Origin of the sequence: Pedobacter sp. MC2016-14, from assembly GCF_020991475.1 — a bacterium.
In the GTDB taxonomy this organism is placed as follows: Bacteria; Bacteroidota; Bacteroidia; order Sphingobacteriales; family Sphingobacteriaceae; genus Pedobacter.
This window is the reverse complement of the sequence record NZ_JAJMPA010000001.1, coordinates 1851503-1875665: the sequence shown is the minus strand read 5'-3', so window position 1 is coordinate 1875665 and position 24163 is coordinate 1851503. Positions and strand designations below refer to the sequence as shown.

21 protein-coding genes are annotated in these 24163 nt (G+C 40.8%); 12 read left to right on the top strand and 9 right to left on the bottom strand.

All coding sequences use genetic code 11. The features are described from left to right. Positions 1-18: 18 nt before the first annotated feature. The 3 genes from LPB86_RS07905 (at position 19) to LPB86_RS07895 (ending at position 5748) form a co-directional block, all read left to right on the top strand. On the top strand, positions 19-1002 hold the full coding sequence (locus tag LPB86_RS07905) for a hypothetical protein (RefSeq protein ID WP_230642221.1): 984 nt from the start codon (positions 19-21) through the stop codon (positions 1000-1002). Positions 1003-1109: 107 nt separating this feature from the next. Next, positions 1110-3095: a PKD domain-containing protein gene (locus LPB86_RS07900; RefSeq protein ID WP_230642220.1), complete on the top strand. Its 1986-nt coding sequence runs from the start codon at positions 1110-1112 to the stop codon at positions 3093-3095. Continuing rightward, positions 3076-5748, top strand: coding sequence for a CHAT domain-containing protein (locus LPB86_RS07895; protein ID WP_230642219.1), 2673 nt, complete (start codon positions 3076-3078; stop codon positions 5746-5748). The genes LPB86_RS07900 and LPB86_RS07895 overlap by 20 nt, the downstream gene beginning before the upstream one ends. Before the next feature lie 201 nt (positions 5749-5949). Here the strand turns inward: LPB86_RS07895 and LPB86_RS07890 are convergent, their stop codons facing one another. Both LPB86_RS07890 and acs read right to left on the bottom strand, forming a co-directional pair. After that, positions 5950-6135, bottom strand: coding sequence for a CsbD family protein (locus LPB86_RS07890; RefSeq protein WP_230642218.1), 186 nt, complete (start codon positions 6133-6135; stop codon positions 5950-5952). Positions 6136-6190: 55 nt separating this feature from the next. Further along, positions 6191-8098: an acetate--CoA ligase gene (acs, locus tag LPB86_RS07885; protein WP_230642217.1), complete on the bottom strand. Its 1908-nt coding sequence runs from the start codon at positions 8096-8098 to the stop codon at positions 6191-6193. Positions 8099-8332: 234 nt separating this feature from the next. On the opposite strand from acs, the gene rpmB reads away from it, so the two are divergent. The 7 genes from rpmB (at position 8333) to LPB86_RS07850 (ending at position 14152) form a co-directional block, all read left to right on the top strand. Further along, positions 8333-8566: a 50S ribosomal protein L28 gene (gene rpmB, locus LPB86_RS07880; RefSeq protein ID WP_230642216.1), complete on the top strand. Its 234-nt coding sequence runs from the start codon at positions 8333-8335 to the stop codon at positions 8564-8566. Between the two features lie 40 nt (positions 8567-8606). After that, the gene (gene rpmG, locus LPB86_RS07875; protein ID WP_008242799.1) at positions 8607-8789 is read left to right on the top strand and encodes a 50S ribosomal protein L33; all 183 of its coding nucleotides are present in this window, start codon (positions 8607-8609) and stop codon (positions 8787-8789) included. Between the two features lie 35 nt (positions 8790-8824). Continuing rightward, the gene (locus tag LPB86_RS07870; RefSeq protein WP_230642215.1) at positions 8825-8986 is read left to right on the top strand and encodes a DUF4295 domain-containing protein; all 162 of its coding nucleotides are present in this window, start codon (positions 8825-8827) and stop codon (positions 8984-8986) included. A 74-nt stretch (positions 8987-9060) separates the two neighbouring features. Continuing rightward, positions 9061-10023: a signal recognition particle-docking protein FtsY gene (gene ftsY, locus LPB86_RS07865; RefSeq protein WP_230642214.1), complete on the top strand. Its 963-nt coding sequence runs from the start codon at positions 9061-9063 to the stop codon at positions 10021-10023. Positions 10024-10086: 63 nt separating this feature from the next. Beyond that, a complete protein-coding gene (rimO, locus tag LPB86_RS07860; RefSeq protein ID WP_230642213.1) occupies positions 10087-11421 on the top strand; it encodes a 30S ribosomal protein S12 methylthiotransferase RimO in 1335 nt (444 codons plus the stop codon). 47 nt (positions 11422-11468) lie between these two features. Further along, positions 11469-13055 (top strand): bacillithiol biosynthesis cysteine-adding enzyme BshC, encoded by a 1587-nt coding sequence (gene bshC / locus LPB86_RS07855; protein WP_230642212.1) that lies wholly within the window; start codon positions 11469-11471, stop codon positions 13053-13055. An 11-nt stretch (positions 13056-13066) separates the two neighbouring features. Then, positions 13067-14152, top strand: a complete 1086-nt coding sequence (locus LPB86_RS07850; RefSeq protein ID WP_230642211.1) for an Ldh family oxidoreductase — start codon at positions 13067-13069, stop codon at positions 14150-14152. On the opposite strand, the gene lepB is transcribed toward LPB86_RS07850, so the two are convergent. Genes lepB through LPB86_RS07825 form a run of 5 tightly spaced genes read right to left on the bottom strand, consistent with a single transcriptional unit; the run spans position 14149 to position 18502 of the window. After that, complete coding sequence (gene lepB / locus LPB86_RS07845; protein WP_230642210.1) at positions 14149-15342, bottom strand: signal peptidase I; 1194 nt, start codon at positions 15340-15342, stop codon at positions 14149-14151. The genes LPB86_RS07850 and lepB overlap by 4 nt on opposite strands. Before the next feature lie 8 nt (positions 15343-15350). Further along, a complete protein-coding gene (gene dapB, locus LPB86_RS07840; protein WP_230642209.1) occupies positions 15351-16091 on the bottom strand; it encodes a 4-hydroxy-tetrahydrodipicolinate reductase in 741 nt (246 codons plus the stop codon). Positions 16092-16131: 40 nt separating this feature from the next. Further along, complete coding sequence (locus LPB86_RS07835) at positions 16132-16767, bottom strand: DUF5683 domain-containing protein (RefSeq protein WP_230642208.1); 636 nt, start codon at positions 16765-16767, stop codon at positions 16132-16134. After that, a complete protein-coding gene (locus LPB86_RS07830; protein ID WP_230642207.1) occupies positions 16767-17693 on the bottom strand; it encodes a ParB/RepB/Spo0J family partition protein in 927 nt (308 codons plus the stop codon). The genes LPB86_RS07835 and LPB86_RS07830 overlap by 1 nt, the downstream gene beginning before the upstream one ends. Positions 17694-17698: 5 nt before the next feature. Further along, positions 17699-18502 (bottom strand): ParA family protein, encoded by an 804-nt coding sequence (locus LPB86_RS07825; protein WP_230642206.1) that lies wholly within the window; start codon positions 18500-18502, stop codon positions 17699-17701. Positions 18503-18683: 181 nt separating this feature from the next. On the opposite strand from LPB86_RS07825, the gene LPB86_RS07820 reads away from it, so the two are divergent. Then, the gene (locus LPB86_RS07820; RefSeq protein WP_230642205.1) at positions 18684-19205 is read left to right on the top strand and encodes an NADPH-dependent FMN reductase; all 522 of its coding nucleotides are present in this window, start codon (positions 18684-18686) and stop codon (positions 19203-19205) included. A gap of 6 nt (positions 19206-19211) precedes the next feature. On the opposite strand, the gene LPB86_RS07815 is transcribed toward LPB86_RS07820, so the two are convergent. After that, a complete protein-coding gene (locus LPB86_RS07815; RefSeq protein ID WP_230642204.1) occupies positions 19212-19667 on the bottom strand; it encodes a hypothetical protein in 456 nt (151 codons plus the stop codon). Between the two features lie 41 nt (positions 19668-19708). Between LPB86_RS07815 and LPB86_RS07810 the strand changes: the two genes are divergently transcribed. Beyond that, entirely contained in the window at positions 19709-21340 is a 1632-nt protein-coding gene (locus tag LPB86_RS07810; RefSeq protein WP_230642203.1) for an ABC transporter substrate-binding protein, read from the top strand. Here LPB86_RS07810 and leuS read toward each other — a convergent pair whose 3' ends face one another. Beyond that, positions 21341-24136: a leucine--tRNA ligase gene (gene leuS / locus LPB86_RS07805; RefSeq protein ID WP_230642202.1), complete on the bottom strand. Its 2796-nt coding sequence runs from the start codon at positions 24134-24136 to the stop codon at positions 21341-21343. Positions 24137-24163: the final 27 nt, after the last annotated feature.

Sequence of the window (24163 nt, the reverse complement as noted above, 5' to 3'; positions counted from 1 at the left end):
AATATAAAAACTAGAACCATGAAAACTTTAAACCTATCAACCCTGGCCATTGCAGCAATATTATTATTTACTATTGCTTGTAAAAAAGACAGAAATGCTCCGGTAAACAGTGCAAACAATGCACAAGAATTTGTGCAAACATTTGGTCCACAAAAACAGAGTATACAAATCAACGCTTCTAGTCTTCCTCAAACCGTAACGCTGAAAGGTGGTAGTAAAATTACTTTCCCCGCAGGATCTTTAAAAATTGGTGGCGTAGCAGTTACTGGCAATGTTACTGTTGAAGCGCTGGAAGTATTAAAAAGAAGTGATGTTTTATTTAGCGGTACCAATACCAATCACATTTCCGGAGCCCCACTTGCATCAGACGGATTTATCTTTGTAGATGTAAAAGCCAATGGTGTAAGCGTAGACCGCAGTCTTACCGTACCTATACAAGTGGCTATCCCGGCAAAACGTGCTGGTGTAACACAGCTTTGGGAAGGTGTAAACCCACAAGGTGCTGCATTGAACGAAGCCAACAACAATCAAATGGCCTGGGCCGCACCTAGAGCAGCAAATGGTGTGGGTGGAAAAGAAGTACTTCCTGAAGCTGGTTTTTATAGCTTTAGCTTTGGAACCACAGGATGGATCAACTGCGATGTATTTTATAGCTATACCAATCCTAAAACTACCCTTACAGTAAGTTTGGTAAACAATCCAGGTGCTTTAGCTTCTTTCCGTGCCTTTAACGGCGAAACTTTTGTATTCTTCTGTGCCAAAGGCAGTAATGTAGCTGCCCAGATTTATACGCCTAATGGAACTAATAGTGTAAAAAGCTACGACAATATGATGCCAATTGGAGTAGAGGGCAAGATGTTATCTTTCTCTATCAAAGATGGCAAATACTACTATGCAGAGTCTGAAATTACCATTACGGCGAACATGAACGTTACCTTAACACTTGCTGAAACTACAGAAGCACAGGTTCAAACTGCAATTACTGCCTTGAATACCTACTAATAAACATACTCCTGAAATCAAAGGCCCCGACATTGTGTTGGGGCCTTTTACCGTTTTGTTATTTTTTATTATATATTCGACTTATATAAACCAAATGTATGTTAAAAATGAAGAAGTTCCTGCTTATAGCAGTGCTCTGCATTTCTTCAAATCTGCAGGCTCAGATCATCCCTAGTGATACAGTTCCGGCAACAGTAGTTTATACGCCAGAAAGTGGGGCGACCAGATTTGGTGCTCAATTGCGTGCATTGCGTCCAATTGCTGGTGCCCCGGCACCTTTTTACACGTACTTTTGGGAGTTTGGTGATGGTGGCTTCAGCTTTGAAAAGGACCCGCTGCATAGCTATTTGGATAGTGGCAGTTACCTGGCGCGATTGTTTGCCACGAACAATTACGACGATGGTAAACGCCCCCCTACCCGACCGAAACCAGTGAGTGTAGGCAAACCCGGCAAACGCCTGCTTGCAGCTGCTCCTCTTTTTAAGACAGGCACCAGTTTGATGTTAAAAAACAATTGTATGCCTAAGCCGGGAGATGACATGATGATTGTACTGGGTTATCGCAACAAGCCAGAAAATCACCTGACTGCCCTTAATGGTACAGTTGCCATTTTGTATAATGACAAAGAGTTTGATAAAAATAACTTTGAGCTCGCCGCATCACGGACCTACAATAAAGAAAATAAAGCTGACCTGAGTAGCTTTACAAAGCTGGCTGGCTTCAACAGGAACGAAAAGAAGCTTAATCCTGTTTTTTTTGCTTCTGCTACGCCTGGTTTATCGTTATCGCAATTGCAGCAAATGATGGCCGATGCAGCTGTACCGGTGCAAGAGCAGCTCAAGAATTTTAAAAGCAGCGAAGCCTGGAAGTTTGAAAACCTAAAGGTTAATGAAGAGCATTTTATATTCCTCCATTTTAAAACCACACCCGAAATGTTGAAAGACACCAATGCTACCGTACGCTTAACGGCATTGTTTTTACCGGATGATGCCCTGATGGAAAAAGAGTTTTTTACGATTGAGCTACAGATTGTAGCCTCTCATGATCCAAATAAAATGTCTATCCGTCAAAGCAGGATGAACTACAGGCTTACAGGCAAAAACAGGGAATTAACGTATAAGGTTCGTTTTCAAAACACAGGCAAAGGGCCTGCTAAAAAGATAGATGTTGGGGTAAGTTTATCTGAAGTATTTGATCCTGCCAGCATAAAAATTGTGCAGAGCAAACCGGAGGTTCCATTGTGCAAAGGCGCTTACGCCAATCAAAGTTGTTTAGATACGGTGACAAGGCTGGACAGCATTCATTTTATCTTTCGCAACATTTACCTGCCCGGCACCCAACAGGAGGGTGTAAACGATGCAGATTCAACTATGGGTTTTATTTCTTATAAAATAAAGTTTAAAGAGAAACCTCAAAAACTCCCAATCAGGACCGGGGCAGCGATTATATTTGATAAAAATGAACCTATTTACACCAATCGTGCAACCGGCAAATTTAAAACGGGAATTTCTCCTGCTGCCATCATCGGTTATGGCTTCCCCATACAGTCCGACAAAACTGATTTTTTAACCCAAAAGAATTTCGTATTGGGTGTAAGCGTTGCCCCCTACGCCCCTCATAGCAGATATTTACAGGCCGAACTGCACCTGAGTTCCTTTAGTGGCTTATCCGAATCTATGAGCAGAACAGCCAACAGAGATACCGTAATTGGCAAAGAAGCCTATGTCATTACGAGAAGGGACTTTTCAAGATTAAGCAAAGTAACCACCATTAATGTGGTTCCGGCTTCCTTACGCTACAACTTGAATCGCTTTATTGGCGCTGGTGTAGGTGCACTGGTTTCTTTTGATTTAAACAATACCGTTAAAACAGACATCAACTACCAGCTCAATTCCATCAGCACACGTCAGCCCGTTAACTTTGAAATCCTGTCAGATCGTTCCAACAAGTCATTTTCAGATTTCAGGGCTTCTGTTTTTGCAGATGTTGTAGCGGGGATGGTCCGTGTAGGGCCTTCTATTGGATTAAGATATTTTTATGATCCTAAATCTGGGATAAGCAGAATGACAACTTATGCAACCTGGAAGTTTTAAATGGTTAAAGGCTTATTTAGTAGCATTAGCACTGGTATTTTATCTTGGCAATGCACATGCGCTTATCCCCTGGCCAGAACCTACAAAGCAGATGCAGGAACTGAAAAAACAGAATAACCTGGCCGAATGGTTATACCTGCGAATGGATTACAATTATGCGAATCCGAAAAACAGACTTCCTTTTTTAATGCAAACACAGAAAGAGACCTGGCGAAAGCCTATATCAGAAGCTGAAAAATCGGCCTGGATGATGCTGTTAAGTAACCAGGGCTATTATCAATTGCAGGCTGCCGACATTTTAAATTCCATCAATTGTTATGAAGAAGCATATAGCTTTTTTTATCAGCACAAATTGAAGAATTTTGATGTGGTGGAATATGTACTTAAACCACTGAGTAACAATTATACCAGGTTGGGCGATTACGAACGTAGTATTTTCATTCACACCAAAGCGCTCGCCCAGCTCAATCCAGTTAGCCAGGGAGATGAAATGGCCTCTATTTACAGCAATATGGCCATTTGTTATCATTCTATGGGAAATTACCTCAATGCCGAAGCTTGCATTGAGAAAGGTAGAAATTTAACAAAAAGTGCGGAGCTGCAATTTAACCTGAATACTATTCTTGCTGAAGTATATCTGGAGCTACGTATGCTTAAAAAAGCAAATATACTCATTAAAAGCAATCTAAAATCGATTAAGCAGATCAATGAAAACAATGCCTACGGATTGATGGGCTTATACACTACGCTGGGCAAGGTAAATCTTAAAAGTAAGGAAGCAGCACAGGCTATTGAAAATTTTAGGATGGCACTCAAACTGCTCAAGCGATGGTATCCCGATGGCCGCCTAAGGGAAAAAGCCAATCTGTATGCCCAGCTAGGCACCGCTCTGCGGTTGAAAAATGAGCCGCAAAAAGCAATTGATATTTTTAATGCTGCATTACAGCTTTTAAAAGTAAATACACCTTTAAACCAAACCCAGGTTAGTCATATTTATGGAGAGAATAAACTTGCAGAGATCTTTGAGCAAAAAGCCATAACCTACGCCACACTTGGTAATGATGCCGGAGCCTTAAAAAACATGCAATACGCCTTAATGGCTATGGATAAGATTAGAAAGGAATTTGCAGATGACAAAACCAAGGAACGTTTACAACAAGAAGCCAAAGCGATGGCAGAAGAAGCCATCGGCATTGCTTACGGCATCCACCAAAAAACAAGAAAGCAGGCTTATTTGAATTTGATTTTAGAAATTGCTGAACAAACTAAATCGCGTACACTGGCGGATCAGATTCAGCGGAATAAATTGCAGTTGCTTAAGGGAGGTCTGGATGTGGATGCCAAAAAAAGGCAAATCATGGAAAGTGCCTTACGTTACAATGAACGTAAATTGATGACCGAACTTAATGCTTCAGTCTATCAGAAAAACATTGATGCGCTTAAGTTTGACCTGGCACTTTTGAATAAGAAGAATCGGGCTCAGGAAGTTGCGGTTAATACATCAGCAGCCGACCTTCTCCATTCTTTACCTCCCACCCTACAGGTCATTGAGTTTTTTGTCGGCAGCAAAAGCATCTTCCTGATTACAATCCAAAACAGGAAAGTAAAAGATGTGCAGCGCATTGATCAATCAGAAGTCTTGAAAAACAACATCAGGAAACTGGTCAATACCTATTACCAACATGGGCCTGATATGATGCTCAATTCGCCTAAAGCCTTTTTTACATTATCAAACGCCGTTTACAGGCAATTACTTGGAGGCATTGTTTTCAGCAAAAATGAAAAGCTTTGTATCATACCAGACGATTTGATTGGCTATCTTTCTTTTGATGGTTTGGTTACGAGTAATACTTATATCGCTAATTTTTCCGATTGGCCATTTTTAATTAAACGGTTGCAAATCACGTATGCTTTTTCTTTAAGTACACTGTCGCCAGGCAAAAAAGCAACAGACCAGACAAGTCATTTTTCCGGCTTATTTATTACACATCAGGGCAAGGCAAAGCAGGCATTACCAGCAGTTATAAACGAGGCCGATTCTATTGGTAATATCATTAAGGGAACTTATCTTTTTGACAAGCAAGTAACTACAAAATCTTTTTTTAAGGAATTTGACAGATCAGATTTGCTTCACATCAGTACACATGCCTATTTAACTGGAGACCGTAAAGAGCCTACACTTGACTTTGGCACAGAAAAATTATTTTTATTTGAATTGCAATCGAGAAAGAATAAGCCCCGTCTTATTGTTTTAAGTGCCTGTAGAACCGGAGATGGCCTCCTGGCCGAAGCTGAGGGAATCATTAGTCTTTCGAGAGGTTTTATTGCTATTGGCACTCCCGCCACCATTGCGGGTTTATGGAATGTGAACGACGATGCCGGAGCCAAAATTACTGCAGATATGTACCGTGAACTGGTTAAAGGTCAAAGTAGCGGGGAGGCACTTCAGCACGCAAAACTTAAATGGCTCAATACAGCAAAGGCGTCTAGTGCAATGTACTTGCCTTATTACTGGGACAGCTTAATTTTAATGGGCACAGATGAAGCCATTCCGTTACAGGCTAGCACCAGTATTTCTCTCTATTTAATCCTGTGTGCTGCAATTGTATTTTTTGCTTTTGCCTTTATCATCATCCGTAGAAAGGGCCTTTAAATTATAGATGCTTTTCTTGTTATCGAACTACAATAGCTAATGCTGATTTTGCTTTCGCATCTGCGATAGGGTGCAATACTAACGCAATTCACTGGTGAGACTTTCTAAGTTGCAGTACAGGTTGTGCATAACAAAATGAGCAGACAAAAAAAGGGCTGATCATTATTCATGATGCAGCCCTTTTTAGTATTTAAAATTCTATTACAGCGATTTGATCCAGTCTACCAGCTCATCCCTGGTTTTACCAGTTTTTTGCTGAAGTCTTCCGTACAATTCATCGTCTTTGCCTTCTTCGTGTTTCAAATCATCATCGGTAAGATCAGCATATGCTTGCTTCACTTTACCTTTAACTTCGTTCCATTTACCTTTTAATTCCAACTTATCCATAACTGTATTTTTACGTTTTACATTGTGTAGTTGGTATAATAACAGGCACGGGGCATCAATTGTTTGCCTGTAACTTAGCAGCGCCTTCTATAATTTCTGTTACAACGCCCGGATCAAGCAATGTGCTGGTATCACCCAGGTTTGCAATATCACCTTCTGCAACTTTACGCAAAATACGACGCATGATCTTACCAGATCTGGTTTTAGGCAATCCGCTTACAAAAAGGATTTTATCTGGTTTAGCAATTGCACCAATTACCCGGGTTACAGTTTGCAGAATATCTTTTTTAGTCAGCTCACTCTCACTGTGCAGCTTTGGATAAATCACGAATGCATAGATACCCTGACCTTTTACGTCATGAGGATACCCAACAACAGCACTTTCAATCACCCCAGCATGCATGTTAATCGCATTTTCAACCTCGGCAGTTCCAATCCTGTGACCAGATACGTTGATTACATCATCCACCCTACCTGTAATTTTATAATAACCGTCCTCATCTCTCATACATCCATCACCCGTAAAATACAAATCCGGATAGGTAGAGAAATAGGTTTGCTTGCAACGCTCATGATCGCCATAGGTAGTACGCAACATTCCAGGCCATGGAAACTTGATGCAAAGATTTCCATTTACACCATTACCTTCTATTTCATTCCCCTGTTCATCTACCAGGATAGGCTGTACACCAGGCAGCGGTAAAGTTGCAAAGGCAGGTTTAAGTGGCGTTACAAAAGCAATTGGCGAAATCATCAGTCCTCCTGTTTCCGTTTGCCACCAGGTATCCACAATTGGACAGTTTTTATGTCCAACCTCTTCATCAAACCAGTGCCATGCTTCTTCATTAATGGGTTCCCCAACAGAGCCCAGTACCCTAAGGCTACTTAAATCTATTCCTTCTAAAGGCTCTTTGCCAAAGCCCATCAATGAGCGAATAGCAGTTGGGGCAGTGTATAAAATATTAACTTTATGCTTTTCTATAATTTGCCAAAAGCGTGAAGGCGTTGGGTAAGTAGGCACACCTTCAAACATCAATGCCGTTGCACCCTGAGAAAGCGGACCATATACAATATAAGAGTGACCAGTAATCCAGCCAATATCTGCGGTACAGAAAAACACTTCATCAGGCTGGTAGTTGAATACATTTGAAAAAGTATAACCTGCATAAACCATGTAACCACCCACAGTATGCACTACTCCTTTAGGTTTGCCAGTAGAACCAGAGGTATATAAAATGAAAAGCATGTCTTCTGCATCCATCTCTTCTGCCGGGCAATGTGTATCTACCAGTTTAATTTCGTCTTCAAACCAAAGGTCACGTCCTTTTAGCATAGAAACAGGCGTACGGGTATGGGTAAGCACAATTACCTTTTCTACTGTTGGGCAACCAATCAAGGCATCGTCAATGACCTCTTTTAACTGAATTTGTTTATTCCCCCTAAAAGAACCATCTGCTGTGATGACCAGTTTACAGGCAGAATCGTTAATCCGATCGGCAATAGATTTAGCAGAAAAACCGCCAAATATAACGGAATGCACAGCGCCAATTCTTGCGCAGGCCAATACCGCCACCGCCAGTTCGGGAACCATCGGCATATAGATACAGATGCGGTTGCCTTTTACCACACCGTTCTTTTTTAGCACATTTGCAAACCTGCAAACCTGCTCATGAAGTATTTTATAGGTAAGTGTAACACTTGGTTTTTCTGGATCATTGGATTCCCAGATAATTGCCGGCTTATCACCGTTCTTTTCAAGGTGGCGGTCGAGGCAATTCTCTGTAATGTTCAATTTCGCACCTTCAAACCATTTAATATTAGGCTCGGAAAAGTTCCAGGATAAAACTTTATCCCATTTTTTTCTCCAGAGAAAATGCTCTGCAATGCCAGCCCAAAATTGCTCTGGCTGTTCAACGCTTAATTTATAAGTTTCTTGATACTGTTCAAATGATTTAATTTGCATACTTGGTTTAGATTGGTTATTATAATAACAGTTCAAATATAAGTTTATTAAAAAGTTATCAAAATTTTAGTCCGTATTTTAAATGTGACAGGTATAGATAAAGCACAATTAGCGGTACGGACAACAATATTAAAAATATTTTAAACGCACTCTTGCTGATTACAAATATTTTACTGATATTTGCACACTCTTAAAAAATTAAGCGACGAATAATAAAACAATATATTTAAAGGCATGTCAAGAGTTTGTGATTTAACCGGAAAAATGGCGATGAGCGGCTTTAATGTTTCTCACTCAAACGTTAAAACTAAGCGTAAGTTTTATCCCAACTTACAACTTCAGAAATTTTATATTCCTGATGAGGATCGTTGGATAACACTGAAAGTTTCTACTTCAGCTATCAAAACCATCAACAAGATCGGTATTACTGAAGCCATCAGCCGCTTCATGAAAAAAGGGTATTTGTAAATAACATGGGCTGATGTGAATCGGCCGTAAGATTAATAAAATGGCAAAAAAAGGTAACAGAGTACAAGTTATTCTAGAGTGTACAGAGCATAAAACTAGTGGCATGCCAGGTATGTCTAGATATATCTCTACTAAAAACCGTAAAAACACTACTGAGCGTTTAGAATTGAAAAAATTCAACCCTGTATTGAAAAAAGTAACGGTACATAAAGAAATTAAGTAACATTTAGTTTTAACTAAATCCAATCTATTTAGATCATGGCAAAAAAGGTAGTTGCAACCCTAAAGACGGGTAAAGGAAAAGAGTATTCGAAAGTTATAACAATGACTAAATCACCTAAATCTGGTGCTTATTCTTTCAAAGAAATCATTGTTCACAACGATCACGTTCAAGATGCTATTGCTGGAACGCACAAGTAATATTAATATTTAATCATATTAAGGCCGTCCCTTCATTTTGGTGGGAGGGCTTTTTTGTTTTCATCTAAATTTCTATGGGATTATTTGATTTTTTCAAGAAAAAAGAAACTGCTCCGGAAGCTCAGGTAGCACTGGACAAGGGATTAGAGAAGACTAAGGAGGGCTTTTTAAGTAAAATTACAAAAGCCGTTGCTGGTAAATCTACTGTTGATGATGATGTACTGGACAACCTTGAAGAGGTTTTGGTAACATCTGACGTAGGCGTAAGTACTACACTTAAAATTATTGACAGGATACAGGAAAGGGTAGCCAAAGATAAATACCTCTCTACTTCTGAACTTAACCTTTTGCTTCGGGATGAGATACAGCTTCTTCTGGCTGAAAACAACAGCAATGATTTCCGTAAATTTGAGTACGGCGACCATAAGCCTTATGTGATTATGGTGGTAGGTGTAAATGGTGTTGGTAAAACAACAACCATTGGTAAACTGGCCAATAAACTGAAAGCAGAAGGGCTTAAAGTTGTACTGGGTGCTGCCGATACTTTTAGGGCTGCAGCCGTAGAACAAATTAAACTTTGGGGCGAACGTATTGATGTTAGGGTTGTTGCTCAGGCGATGGGCTCAGATCCGGCTTCTGTAGCGTTTGACACCCTACAATCTGCCGTTGCCAATGGTGAAGATGTCGTAATTATTGATACCGCTGGCCGCCTGCACAATAAAATAGGCCTGATGAATGAATTAGGGAAAATCAAAAATGTAATGCAAAAGGTAGTCCCGAATGCGCCGCATGAAATATTGCTGGTACTGGATGGTTCAACCGGACAAAATGCATTTGAACAATGTAAACAATTTACAGAAGCTACGGATGTAAATGCGCTGGCAATTACAAAACTTGACGGTACTGCCAAAGGTGGTGTTGTCATTGGCATTTCCGATCAGTTTAAAATCCCTGTAAAATACATCGGTGTTGGTGAGGGTGTAAATGACCTGCAGTTATTTGACAAAAAAGCTTTTGTTGATAGCTTGTTTAATTAATTTACTGAACCAATGCATTAAGATCCTGAGATAACTTAGGATAACGAACACAATAATACAAGAATGAATACTAAAACCATATCCAAAATAGTTCCAGTTAAAAAACCAAAAATCAACGTCATCACGCTAGGCTGTTCCAAAAACCTATACGATTCTGAGGTGTTGATGGGGCAATTAAAAGGGAACCAATTAGATGTGGTACATGAGGCCAACCAGGTTGGTAAAGGTGACATTGTGGTCATCAATACCTGCGGGTTCATCGATAATGCGAAACAGGAATCTATTGACACCATTTTGCAATATAGTCAGCTCAAAGAAGATGGTAAGATCAGCAAAGTAATTGTAACCGGATGCCTTTCTGAACGTTATAAACCAGAACTGGAAGCAGAAATTACCAATGTTGATGCATTCTTCGGAACCAACGATTTACAGAATATACTACACTCCCTGGGCGCCAATTACAGGCATGAGCTGATTGGCGAAAGGTTATTGACCACTCCTTCCCATTTTGCTTATTTTAAAATTGCGGAAGGCTGCAACCGCCCCTGCTCTTTTTGTGCCATCCCCCTGATGCGTGGTAAACACGTGTCAAGAGATATGAACGAGCTGGTAAATGAAGCAAAAATACTGGCAGCTAATGGTACCAGAGAACTTATTCTTATTGCACAGGATTTAACCTATTATGGGTTGGATATTTACGGAAAGCGTAACCTTGACGAATTGTTAAGAAGGCTATCTGACGTTCCCGGAATTGAATGGATCCGTTTGCAGTATGCTTACCCTTCTGGTTTCCCTATGGAAATTCTGGATGCCATGAATGAGCGTGAAAACATCTGCAAATACCTTGATATACCTTTGCAGCACATTACAGACAATATGCTGAAATCTATGCGCAGAGGGATTACCAAACAAAAAACTATAGATATTGTAAACCAAATCAGGGATAAAGTTCCGGGCATCGCCATGCGTACCACACTGATTTGTGGCTACCCAGGAGAAACCGAGCGTGATTTTGAAGAAATGTTAAACTGGGTAGAAGATACCCGCTTTGACAGGTTAGGTTGCTTTACCTATTCTCATGAAGAAAAAACACATGCGCACAATTTGGTGGATGATGTACCTGATGAGGTTAAACAAGAGCGTGTGGATGCCATTATGGAGTTGCAACAGGGTATTTCTTTTGACATCAATCAAACCAAAATTGGCCAGACCTACAAAGTACTGGTAGACCGTAAAGAGGGAGATTTCTTTATTGGCCGTACTGAATTTGATTCTCCAGAAGTGGATAATGAAGTTTTAATAGATGCCAGTACGGGCTATGCTGCTAATGGAAGCTTTGTAAATGTTAAGATTGACAGAGCAGAAGATTTTGATCTGTATGGACAGATTGTAAAATAAAGGCTAAAGCACCGCATTTAATTGATTATTCAATATTTTCGTATCAAATGCAGGCTAAACACATCACTTATCAGCAAACAGGCGCCTTTTCATCCATCATCCTGGATTACATTGCAGGAAATGAACAGTTGTCACCTTTTTATGCGTATTCTACTAACATTGAAGGCTTTAAGCAGGCGATAAGTAACCGAAAGGTGCTTACCAACAGGCAGTTATTGGTAAAAACAATACAGCAACAATATAAAGATATTCCAAGCACTACACTGGTGCAAACCAATATCTCCCTACTGGAAGATGAGCGTACCTTTACCATTACAACCGGGCACCAGCTAAATATTTTTACCGGCCCACTTTATTTTATTTATAAAATTGTGACGGCCATTAATCTGGCAAGGGATTTAAAGAAGCAGTTTCCAGAATACAATTTTGTACCCGTATATTGGATGGCAACTGAAGATCATGATTTTGAGGAAATCAATCATGTTAAAATAGAGGATAAGATGCTGACCTGGAATACCCAGGCATCCGGTGCAACTGGAAAACTGAGCACTAAAGATTTCAATGAGGTCTTACTGGCTTATAAAGGTTACCTGGGGATTAGCAAAAATGGCGTACGTTTATCTAAATTGATAGAGAGTGCCTATATTAACCATGACAACCTTGCCGACGCTACACGGGAAATGGTTGATGGCTTGTTCGCAGAACATGGCTTGGTTTGTATTGATGCAGATGACAAAGGCTTAAAAGCACAATTTGCGCCCTACATTTATCGTGACATTACGGAACAGAATAGCTTCAATCTTATTAATACTTCAAATCATGCACTGGAGGCTATAGGTTATAAAGCGCAGGTAAACCCTCGTGAGATCAATTTCTTTTACATGAAAGAAGGCTTACGTGAGCGCATTACCGAACAAGATGGGCTATACCAGGTTTTACATACAGATATTACTTTTACAAAAGATCAGCTGAAGGAAGAAATAGAGACTTATCCTGAACGTTTCAGCCCTAATGTAGTCATGAGACCGCTCTATCAGGAAATCATTTTACCTAACCTGGCTTACATTGGTGGAGGTGCAGAAGTGACTTACTGGCTGCAGCTAAAAAGCAATTTTGACCATTATCAGATAGATTATCCTGTCCTCATTTTACGTAACTCTGCCCTTGTCATAGATCAGCGCAGTCAGCATAGAATGGAAATCCTGGGCATCAGTCACCAGCATTTATTCAACGATAATGAACTACTGAAAAACAACTGGATTAAAGCACATGTGAACACCTACATCACGCTAAGCGATGAAGAACGTGCTGTACGTGCGGTTTTTGATCAAATAAAATTAAATGCTTACAAGATAGATAAAACCCTATCTCAGTCGGTAGATGCAGCAAAAACCAAAACTTTAGCCCTTTTGGCCAGTTTAGATAAAAAAATGCTAAGGGCAGAGAAACGTAAGCATTCCACATCGCTTGCGCAGATAGAAAACCTTAAAAATAAACTTTTTCCTTCAGGAGTATTACAGGAGCGGGTATTGAACCTGGCACCAATGTACGTGCTTTACGGCGATGAATTTATAGATTCGCTGATAGATTCCTTTGATCCACTGGCTTTTCAATTCACTGTAATATTCGCTTAACAACAGCTACCATGACATATTTCACTTTTACAGAGCAGCACCTTCGCAATTTTACGGAAAGCGTTTTTATCAAAATGGGATGTCCGGAGAAGGATGCTGTTTTAGCAGCAGATGTGCTGTTAAAATCTGATTTAAGAGGGATAGATTCTCATGGTGTGGCAAGGTTAAGCGGTTATGTAAGACTTTGGGAAAAACAAAGAATTAACGCTACGCCAAATGTGACCATAGTACATGAAACTCCCACCACAGCTACAGTAGACGGAGATGGAGCTTTGGGCCTGGTGGCCGCGCCTTTTGCGATGAAAGTGGCCATAGAAAAAGCCAGAATTTATGGCAGCGGATGGGTAGCCGTAAAAAATTCCAATCACTTTGGTATTGCGGGTTACCACGCATTAATGGCAGTAGAAGAAGACATGGTTGGTATCAGCATGACCAATGCCAGCCCGCTTGTAGCCCCCACCTATGCAAATGAGCGTTTATTAGGTACTAACCCAATGTGTTATGCTTTTCCTGCAGCGAAATATCCACCTTTAATTGTAGATATGGCTACCTCAGCCGCGGCAAATGGTAAGCTTGAGATTGCGCAACGTGCAAATTTACCAATTCCGGAAGGTTGGGCACAAGATAAAAATGGTGTGGGCACTACCGATCCCAATGCATTAAAATCGGGCGGTTCATTACTGCCATTGGGTAGTGATAAAGATCATGGAAGCCATAAAGGTTACGGCTTAAGTGCGGTGGTTGACATATTATCGGCCGTACTTTCTGGCGCCAATTACGGCCCATGGGTGCCACCCTTTGTATCCTTTCTTGAACCCTCTGCAGATCCAGTGGGCGCAGGAATAGGACATTTCTTTGGTGCTATGCGCATTGATGGTTTCAGGCCTGCCGATGAGTTTAAGCAACACATGGATAACTGGATTGAGCGTTTTAAAAATGCCAAAACTATTGATCCGGATAAAAAAGTAATCATTCCAGGCGAGCCGGAATTTGCGGCAGAAATTGAGCGCAAAAAAAACGGCATCCCTTTAATAGATGCCGTTGTGTATGATTTAAATGAGCTGGCCCTTAACCTGGGCATTGCTAAGTTACATTAGTGGATTCCCCTGAATAACCTGTTCCAGCGAATTTTGTTGAAAAACGACCCATTGGTATCGTAACTCATCCAGATAAACAACGCTTTACCTACGATGTGATCTGCAGGAACAAAACCCCAGTACCTTGAGTCAAGCGAGTTATGCCTGTTATCCCCCATCATCCAATAGTAATCCATTTTAAACGTATATCTATCTGCCTTTGCACCATTAATTAACCAGTCTGAGCCCGATTTAACCAGCGTATTGCCTTCGTAAATTCGGATGGCACGTTCATATAATGGCATAGTTGCAGAATCTAATTTTACTGTCCATCCTTTTCTAGGAATCACAATGGGTCCAAAGCTATCTACATTCCATTTTCTGTTTGGGTCGTGTGGGAAAACAGCTAAATCCTGCTCACCAGCCGGTGCTGTACGCCAGGTAACTGAAGCTACCGAAGACATCTTTTTGACTTCAGCAAGCATCTCTGCAGTACCAGTAACCTGGTAAGTATTTTGACTTATTGCACCAATGTCATCATTAATCACAAAACCAATATCCTCAAATGCGGTCCAGTCGATATCTGTAGTTTTAAAAGTAACCAGGTAATCCATACGCCCCGTGTTTTTCAACTGTTCAGGTTTACCATTGATAGAAACGAGGCCATTCAGCATACTAACTGTATCACCTGCAATACCAATACAACGTTTAATGTAATTTTCCCTTTTATCAACTGGCCTGCTGGTTACGGTATACTGGCTGTTTACTGCCCTCCAACCCAAAGAACGTACAAGTTCATAATAATTGGCATCCTGTTGTTCCAGTGCCACAGTATCGCCTTCAGGAAAATTGAAGACTACAACATCATTTCTTTTGATGTCCGATAATCCTGGTAACCTGCGGTATTTCCATTGTACACCATCCCAATAGGCTTTAGTACCTGTAATTGGCATAGTATGGTGTGCAAAAGGAAAAGCAACAGGAGTCATTGGCACCCTTGCACCATAATTAACCTTACTTACAAAAAGGAAATCACCAATTAAGAGCGATTTCTCCATTGATCCGGTTGGGATGGTATAGGCTTCTATAAAAAATACCCTGATGATGGTTGCAGCAACTACTGCGAAAATGATCGCGTCGGTCCATTCCCTGCCTTTAGATTTCTTCTCTGGCTTGGCATTTTTATCTTTTTGCCCGAACTTCCATTTCATGTGTTATCCTATTTAAAATTAAATATATCGGCAATATTATAAAAGCCCTGTTTATTGTGCAGCCATTCTGCCGCCACTACGGCGCCTAATGCAAAACCACCCCGGCTGTGGGCAGTATGTTTAAATTCAATTTCATCCACTTCCGAACTGTACACCACAGTGTGCGTGCCCGGCACTTCACCAATCCTTTGCGAAGCAATCAATAGCTGTTCATTTTTCAGCACTTCGTCAAAAGGTGTACCTTCAATTTCATTTACCCATTCGCCTTTGCGGTCTATATTTTCAATAATTCCTTCGGCTATGGTCATCGCAGTTCCACTGGGTGAATCCAGTTTATGCGTATGGTGAATCTCTTCCACCTGAACATCATAGGCAGGAAAATCATTCATCAGTTTAGCCAGCATCTTGTTTACATAAAAGAACAGGTTTACGCCAATACTGAAATTAGACCCATACAATAAGCTATTGTTACTAGACAGGCAATCGTCTTTCACTTTCTGAAGTTCGCCGTACCATCCAGTAGTACCTACAACTACAGGTAAGTTAGCATCAAAACAAGCGTAAATATTTGCCAGGGCAGCATCAGGTGCAGAAAAATCGATGGCCATATCTGCCTTTTGCAAGTTTGCTGTGGTTAAGTCTTCCAGGTTATGAATGTTAATTTTCAACACCACTTCGTGGCCTCTTTCCAGGGCAAAACGTTCAATAATCTGACCCATTTTACCATAACCAAGTAACGCTATTTTCATTTTTTCATGTTGATTTTAAAGGTGATGAAGCAATAATGATTTATAAACGGAGTGAAAGTTTCAAAGCAGGCATAGGATGCGCATTCCCGGCATATCCATACGTTCCCATCACCGGCACAGTTCCCGGTGTGATTCTAAAAGAAAGGTCTTCCCCCACATCAAAATACTTTAACCGGGCATCAATATAAGCTTCAATTATATTTACACCGTATAAAGCTACAAAAGAGAAGATAATCACCTCTCTGTTCCTTCTATAAGTATCCTTTGCCAAAATTAATCCTGAGGTTGGGTAACTGGCATAAATACTGCCTGGACGAGACCTATCCCCATTTGTCTGCCTATAGGTGAGCTCGTCTAAAAAGATTTTATAATTCCTGTTGTTGTCTATAAAAGAAAGGGTGAGCAGCGTAGCGCCTGTGTAAATGGCGGCCACCTTTGCCAAGCGGTACACTGTGATACCGTTACTAATCTGTCCCCAACCAGGAACCATCATAGACCGGATGGCCGATTTCCGGGCTTCAATTTTACCTACGTTAACATAGGTATATTTCAAGGTATCTACCCGTGGCGCAGGTTTTGCGGCAGTATCTTTCCTCAGCGTATTTTCATTCTGGGCTTTAGCCAGGGTAAATACTGCAAAATAAAATACAACCGATAACAATAAAGTTCTGGTCATTACCAATCCAATAACTCTAAAATCCGGCTCAGGTCATCGGAAGAAACAAAAGGAATTTCGATAGCTCCTTTACCATTATCACCTACTTTAAGTTTAACTCTGGTAGAGAATTTAGAAGCCAGGTCTTTTTGCAGTTTTTGGTACTCAAAAGAGATGCCTGCCGGTTTTTTAGCAGCTTTAACATCCAGTTGCAGGGTATTCACATTACGTACCAGTTCTTCTACTTTACGCACAGAAAGTCCTTTTTCGAGGATCTCTTTATGAATAAACAACTGTTTATCTATTTCCTCCACACTAATCAGGGCACGTGCATGGCCCATAGAAATTCTACCATCACGGATAGAGATCTGGATTACCGGAGGCAGTTTTAACAAACGAAGGTAATTGGTTACCGTAGTCCTGTTTTTACCTACACGCTCTCCCAGCTGGTCCTGTTTAAGGTTACATTCATCCAGCATCCGCTGAAAACTCAGGGCTACTTCAATAGCATTCAGGTTTTCGCGCTGTATGTTTTCTATCAATGCCATTTCCAGCATTTGCTGATCATCTGCAAGACGAACATAGGCCGGTATTTCAGTCAGTCCGGCAAGTTTGGATGCCCTTAGCCTGCGCTCACCAGAAATCAGCTGATATTTATGATCGTCCATTTTCCGCACGGTAATGGGCTGAATTAAGCCCTGTAACTTAATGGAATCAGACAATTCATTTAAGGCTACCTGATCAAACTCTGTTCTGGGTTGATACGGATTGGTTTCAATGGCATTAATATCGATGTTTCCGATACTACTTTCAGGCTTTTTGCCTTGTTCCTGCCCTGTTTCACTAACAGGATTGATAGAATTTTTAGGCGGATGTACAGCTTCAGTATCGTCTAAAAGCGCACTTAATCCCCTCCCTAACCCTGTTTTTCGCTGAAAAGATGTCATCCTTATTATGTAGTTGCCGTTGTCAAACCTTCCACTTCTTTTATCAGTCCGTTTTTACGGACAATCTCACGTGCCAGGTTCAGATAATTGATTGCCCCTTTACAGTTTGCATCGTGCATAATTACAGAAACCCCAAAACTTGGTGCTTCGCTAAGCCTGGTATTTCGTTGTATAATCGTATCAAAAACCAGGTCCTGAAAATGTGTTTTCACCTCTTCTACCACCTGGTTACTTAAACGTAAACGCACATCGTACATCGTTAACAAAATCCCTTCTACTTCCAGTGCCGGGTTAAGCCTGCTTTGTACAATTTTGATGGTATTTAACAATTTACCCAAACCTTCCAATGCAAAATATTCACACTGTACCGGGATGATTACGGAATCTGCAGAAGTAAGCGCATTAATGGTAATTAAGCCCAAAGATGGAGAACAATCAATGATGATAAAATCATACTGATCTTTAATCTTCTCCAAAACGGCTTTCATTTTATATTCCCTGTTGGTCAGGTTAATCATTTCAATCTCTGCACCCACCAGGTCAATATGCGCTGGCAAGAGGTCCAGATTTGGTGTTTCTGTTTTTTGAATAGCTTCGGCAGGCTCCACATCATTGATGATACACTCATAAATGCTGTTTTTGATATTTCTTGGATCAAAACCTATACCTGAAGTAGAATTGGCCTGAGGATCGGCATCTACCAATAATGTTCTGTACTCTAATACGGCTAAACTTGCGGCCAGGTTGATGGAAGATGTAGTTTTACCTACCCCACCCTTCTGATTTGCCAATGCAATAATTTTACTCATTTATGCTTTAAAAATTACCAGTTATTTTTCTGAACGCTGTTTGTTACTGAATTTAAACGTAAAAAATGCTATTTTTGTATGGTTAGAAGCACTTTTTAACAGCAAGCTAAGATACAAACTTAAAGTCAATTTTAGCACTTATGCCAAACGTGTTTTAAACATCTTATTAACAATTTTACATATGGTTACCATCATATCGGGTACAAACAGAACTGGCAGTAATACACTAAAAGTTGCAAAATATTATCAAAAAATCCTATCCGGCAAAGGCGTGGAAACTAACTTATTCAGTCTCGAAGACCTTCCTGACAATTTGATTAAGAATGATTTGTATGGAAAGCGCAGTGAAGCGTTTCAACCCATACAGGATATGGTAACCCAAACCAGCAAGTTTTTGTTCATTATACCAGAATATAACGGAAGCTTTCCCGGTGTACTAAAAACCTTTATTGATGCCTGTAATTTTCCGGAAAGTTTTTATGACAAGAAAGCCTGCCTGGTTGGCCTTTCATCAGGAAAGTACGGAAACATCAGAGGTATAGACCATTTTGGCGGCATCTGCAGTTACCTGCATTTACATGTCATGCCCCTCCGTATCCATATCCCTAACATCCGCAAAGAAATTAACGACGAAGGAGATTTTTTTAGCGAAGACACCTTAAAATTCAGTCATGAGCAGATGGATAAATTCATCAGCTTCTAATTAAATTCAGACTCCGAAACTCATCCAGGTTTTGCCTTCATTACCAAAAACAAAATAACCGGGATACATCATTTCGGCCACATCTTCCAGCGCAAGTACAAGTGCTTCGGGGTCGCCACCTGTAATTTTATCGTTCTCCGCAAGGTACAAGCGGTTAAATTCAACAGCAGGCCAGTCGGCACTTAACAGTGCTGGCACAACGCCCATCATTTCTACCAATCCTGCATTGGGCTCATGGTAAATCACCACTTTTGCTTGTTTTGGATCTTCCTGAATAATTCCTCCGGCAGCCTCAATAATGTCACCCAGCGTCATGCTCGGCCAGTTCTCCAAATCCAGACAGGCAACAGGCACCTTGTCCATAAATTTAATTTTATGACCTATAATGTCCACCCGCTGCTGCAACTCTTCTCTAAGATTTTCATCTTCAACGTTATCGATCACTTTATTAAAAAAAGACATACAGAATTATTAATTTGTGCAAAATTACTATTCCTGAACATATGAGCCGTAACATTAGTTATATTTTTTGGGCATTTTTAATGCTCTCCATTTCTGCCTGTTCAGACCCCTCTAAGGAAGCCAGTAAAAAGGTATTCAACCTCAACCTGGATCAAAACCTTACTTCTATAGATCCTGCTTTTGCCAGGAACCAAAATGCCATATGGATCATCAATCAGATTTTTAACGGACTGGTGCAGGTAGACAGCAATTTAAATATCCTGCCCTGCCTGGCTAAAAGCTGGCAAATTTCTGCTGATGGCAAAACCTACACCTTCCAGCTCCGTACAGATGTATATTTCCATGACGACCCTTTATTTGCCGGAGGAAAGGGTAGAAAAGTAACTGCAAAAGATTTTGTATACAGCTTTTACCGATTGATAGACCCTAAAGTGGGTTCTTCCGGCGGATGGATTTTCAGTGATAAAGTGAAAGACATCAACAGTTTTATTGCCGTAAATGACAGCACTTTTAAAATCCAGCTCATTAAGCCTTTTCCACCTTTTATGAACCTGCTTACGGCTCAGTATTGCTCCGTAGTCCCTCATGAAATTGTATCGCATTACGGCAGCGATTTCCGGAGTCACCCAATAGGCACAGGTCCTTTCAAATTTAAATACTGGAAAGAAAATGAAATTCTTGTATTGCTCAAAAACGAGCATTATTGGGAAAAGGAAGGCACACTCCAACTACCCTATCTTGATGCTGTTAAAGTCAGTTTTATTAGCGACAAGCAAAGTGCCTTTATGAATTTCATTAAAAAAGAGCTTGACTTTTTTGATAAGGTTGACGGAACTTACCGGGACGACATTTTAACCAAAAGTGGTAAAATGACCTCGAAGTATAAAGGGAAATTTCAACTCATCAAAGGTCCGTACCTGAGTATAGAATATGCTGGCATCTTGGTTGATCCTTCCAAATCCATCGTACAACACTACCCACTCCGGTTTAAAAAAGTACGGCAAGCCATCAATTATGCCATCGACAAGGAAAGACTGATTAAATATTTACGTAATGGTATTGGCAGGCCTGCCACTTCTGGCTTTGTACCTGCGGGGATGCCGGGATTTGACAGTACTAAGGTAAAAGGCTACAGTTATGATCCTGCAAAAGCAGCAAAGTTACTGGCAGAGGCAGGTTATCCCAATGGAAAGGGAATGCCAGAAATTACACTAAATACCTCTACCAATGCTAAAGACTTGATGGAATACATACAAGGCGAACTGGCGGGCATTGGCATCAGGGTAAAAGTAGATGTGAGCCCTAGTGCGAGCCTGCGCGACCTGATCTCAAAAAATGAGGTTAACTTTTTTCGCGGCTCCTGGACGGCAGATTATCCGGATGGGGAAAATTACCTGGCTGTATTTTACTCCAAAAATAAGGTGCCTTTTGGTCCCAACTACACCGGATATTTTAACAATAATTTTGACCGGCTCTTTGAACAAAGTTATTATGAAAATGATGCAGAAAAGCGCTATGTACTCTACCAAAAAATGGATAACATGGTGATTGAAAATGCTTCTATTGTCCCCATATTTTACGATGAGGCGGTCGTAATGCTGCAAAACAACATCAGCGGATTTCCAATGAACCCGCTCAACTTAATGATGTTGAAGCGGGTTAAGAAGAAATAGTTAAAGCACAATATTTACAATCCTGCCTTTAACAACAATAACTTTTTTAGGTGTTTTACCTTCTGTGTATTTCATCACCTGCTCATCTGCAAGCACCATGGCTTCAATATCCGCAGCCTCCATACTCAGGCTCATGGTTAGGTTTAGCCTCGTTTTTCCGTTTACAGAAATTGGATAGCTAAACTCATCTTCTACCATGTAAGATGGATTAAATTCCGGATAGCTGGCAGCAGATAGGCTGGAGGTATTTCCCAATTGTGCCCATAGCTCCTCACAAATGTGCGGTGCATAGGGAGACAATACCAATACTAAATCCTGTAAAATTGAACGTTTGCTACATTTTAAATCTGTCAGTTCGTTTACCGCAATCATAAAACTCGATACTGAGGTATTGAATGAAAAACGCTCAATATCATCCTGTACCTTTTTAATAATCTTATGCAGGGCTTTAAGTTCTGCTTTAGAAGCCTCTTCATCACTTACCGTAAACTCCCATGCTTCATTATGGAACAACCTCCAAAATTTACGCAGAAATTTAAATACACCTTCAATACCATTGGTGTTCCAGGGTTTGCTTTGCTCTAAAGGCCCTAAAAACATTTCGTACATCCGTAATGTATCGGCACCATAACTGGCAATCAGCACATCAGGATTCACTACGTTGAATTTAGACTTAGACATTTTCTCTACTTCAACACCGCAGATATATTTGCCGTTCTCCAGGATAAATTCTGCATCTTTAAATTCTGGCCTAAACAGTTTGTACTGCTCAATATTCAAAATTTCATGCTCTACAATATTTACATCAACATGCAACGCAGCAGTTTTGTACTCATTTTTTAAGCCGTAAGAAACCAATTTATTGGTACCCCTGCCCTCTTCATCTACCACACGGTACACAAAGTTACTGCGACCCTGGATCATGCCCTGGTTAATCAGTTTTTTAAAAGGCTCTTCTTCCTGTACGTAACCCAAATCTTTTAAAAACTTGTTCCAGAACCTACTGTACAATAGGTGACCGGTAGCGTGTTCTGAACCTCCAATGTACAAATCAACATCTTTCCAATATGCAATCGCATCTTTAGAAGCAAATGCAGAAGTATTTTCCGCATCCATATAACGGTACCAATACCAGCTACTCCCTGCCCAACCTGGCATGGTACTCAACTCATATTCATATTGCTGCTCGTAAGTCCAGTTTCCTGCCCTACCCAAAGGTGGTTCTCCACTTTCAGTTGGTAAATATTTATCAATCTCTGGCAAAACCAAAGGCAACTCTTCTTCTTTAATCAAATAAGGCAATCCGTCTTTAAAATAAACCGGAATCGGCTCACCCCAATACCGCTGACGACCAAAAATGGCATCACGCATCCGGTAATTGATTTTAGCTTTACCTACACCCATATCAGCTAACCATTGATTTAAGGTTTGTATCGCTTCAGTGTAGTCCATTCCGTTGATAAATCCAGAATTGATGTATTTACCTTCTTTAGTTGGGTCGGCTTGCTCGTCCATTTGCTGTGCATCCAGAATTTGCACAATAGGCAAACTAAAATGTTTTGCAAACAGCCAGTCACGCTGATCGCCACTTGGCACACCCATTACGGCACCAGTTCCATAACCAGCAAGGACATAATCGGCTATCCAAAGTGGTACACGCTCCCCACTCACCGGATTCACCACATAACTACCCGTAAAAGCACCAGAAACAGTCTTGGTATCAGCCATTCGGTCCAGTTCAGATTTCTTTTTAGTCTGCAGAATATAGTTTTTAACCTCAAACTCCTGTGCAGGGGTAGTCAAACGCTCCACAAGTTCATGCTCTGGCGCCAAAACTAAATAAGAAACACCGAAGATGGTATCTACCCGTGTGGTAAAAACTTCTATATAATCCTGAGGAAGTTCAGGAGATGCATTTTCAATTTTAAAACGCACGCTGGCACCAACACTCTTGCCAATCCAGTTGCGCTGCATTTCTTTTACAGGCTCTGGCCAATCTATGGTGTTTAAACCCTGTAACAAACGCTCCGCATAGGCAGAGATCCGCATGCTCCATTGCATCATTTTCTTTTGCTCTACCGGATGACCGCCACGCTCAGAAAAACCATCTTTAACTTCATCATTGGCCAAAACAGTACCTAGTGCTGCGCACCAGTTTACCGTACTTTCGCGCAGGTAAGTCAAACGATATTTTAACAGTTCTACCTGTTTTTCTTCTTCTGTCATCGTCGCCCAGTCGCTCGGTAAAAACTCCAGCGTTTCTTCATCACACACTGCTTTTACCGCAGCACTTCCACCTGCGTTAAACTTTTCAATCAGCGTGGTAATGTCTTCCGCTTTGTCTGTTTCCAGGTTATACCAGGAGTTAAACAGTTGCATAAAGATCCACTGTGTCCATTTGTAATAACCAGGATCACTGGTACGCACCTCACGGCTCCAGTCAAAAGAAAAACCAATCTGGTCCAACTGCCGTCTGTAGGTACTGATATTAGCTTCAGTAGTTAGGGCTGGGTGTTGTCCGGTTTGAATGGCGTATTGTTCTGCCGGAAGACCGAATGAATCGTAACCCATCGGGTGCAGCACGTTGTATCCTTTCAATCTTTTGTATCTCGAAAAAATATCAGAAGCAATGTAACCCAGGGGGTGGCCCACATGCAAACCCGCTCCAGAAGGATAGGGAAACATGTCCAGCACGTAAAATTTAGGCTTTGATGTATCTGTATCTGCTTTAAACGTTTGGTTCTCCGCCCAAAACCCCTGCCACTTTTGTTCTATTTCTTTAAATTGGTAATCCATTACAACTGTTTACTTTATAGTAGCGCG

What these genes read in the sequence shown, in the direction of transcription:
- LPB86_RS07870 (WP_230642215.1), top strand. Translation starts at nt 8,825, where the DNA reads ATGGCAAAAAAGGTAGTTGCAACCCTAAAGACGGGTAAAGGAAAAGAG.
- rimO (WP_230642213.1), top strand. Translation starts at nt 10,087, where the DNA reads ATGAATACTAAAACCATATCCAAAATAGTTCCAGTTAAAAAACCAAAA.
- LPB86_RS07905 (WP_230642221.1), top strand. Translation starts at nt 19, where the DNA reads ATGAAAACTTTAAACCTATCAACCCTGGCCATTGCAGCAATATTATTA.
- dapB (WP_230642209.1), bottom strand. Translation starts at nt 16,091, where the DNA reads ATGAAAATAGCGTTACTTGGTTATGGTAAAATGGGTCAGATTATTGAA.
- bshC (WP_230642212.1), top strand. Translation starts at nt 11,469, where the DNA reads ATGCAGGCTAAACACATCACTTATCAGCAAACAGGCGCCTTTTCATCC.
- LPB86_RS07830 (WP_230642207.1), bottom strand. Translation starts at nt 17,693, where the DNA reads ATGACATCTTTTCAGCGAAAAACAGGGTTAGGGAGGGGATTAAGTGCG.
- rpmB (WP_230642216.1), top strand. Translation starts at nt 8,333, where the DNA reads ATGTCAAGAGTTTGTGATTTAACCGGAAAAATGGCGATGAGCGGCTTT.
- LPB86_RS07820 (WP_230642205.1), top strand. Translation starts at nt 18,684, where the DNA reads ATGGTTACCATCATATCGGGTACAAACAGAACTGGCAGTAATACACTA.
- LPB86_RS07815 (WP_230642204.1), bottom strand. Translation starts at nt 19,667, where the DNA reads ATGTCTTTTTTTAATAAAGTGATCGATAACGTTGAAGATGAAAATCTT.
- LPB86_RS07900 (WP_230642220.1), top strand. Translation starts at nt 1,110, where the DNA reads ATGAAGAAGTTCCTGCTTATAGCAGTGCTCTGCATTTCTTCAAATCTG.
- LPB86_RS07890 (WP_230642218.1), bottom strand. Translation starts at nt 6,135, where the DNA reads ATGGATAAGTTGGAATTAAAAGGTAAATGGAACGAAGTTAAAGGTAAA.
- rpmG (WP_008242799.1), top strand. Translation starts at nt 8,607, where the DNA reads ATGGCAAAAAAAGGTAACAGAGTACAAGTTATTCTAGAGTGTACAGAG.
- LPB86_RS07895 (WP_230642219.1), top strand. Translation starts at nt 3,076, where the DNA reads ATGCAACCTGGAAGTTTTAAATGGTTAAAGGCTTATTTAGTAGCATTA.
- LPB86_RS07825 (WP_230642206.1), bottom strand. Translation starts at nt 18,502, where the DNA reads ATGAGTAAAATTATTGCATTGGCAAATCAGAAGGGTGGGGTAGGTAAA.
- LPB86_RS07810 (WP_230642203.1), top strand. Translation starts at nt 19,709, where the DNA reads ATGAGCCGTAACATTAGTTATATTTTTTGGGCATTTTTAATGCTCTCC.
- leuS (WP_230642202.1), bottom strand. Translation starts at nt 24,136, where the DNA reads ATGGATTACCAATTTAAAGAAATAGAACAAAAGTGGCAGGGGTTTTGG.
- LPB86_RS07835 (WP_230642208.1), bottom strand. Translation starts at nt 16,767, where the DNA reads ATGACCAGAACTTTATTGTTATCGGTTGTATTTTATTTTGCAGTATTT.
- ftsY (WP_230642214.1), top strand. Translation starts at nt 9,061, where the DNA reads ATGGGATTATTTGATTTTTTCAAGAAAAAAGAAACTGCTCCGGAAGCT.
- LPB86_RS07850 (WP_230642211.1), top strand. Translation starts at nt 13,067, where the DNA reads ATGACATATTTCACTTTTACAGAGCAGCACCTTCGCAATTTTACGGAA.
- lepB (WP_230642210.1), bottom strand. Translation starts at nt 15,342, where the DNA reads ATGAAATGGAAGTTCGGGCAAAAAGATAAAAATGCCAAGCCAGAGAAG.
- acs (WP_230642217.1), bottom strand. Translation starts at nt 8,098, where the DNA reads ATGCAAATTAAATCATTTGAACAGTATCAAGAAACTTATAAATTAAGC.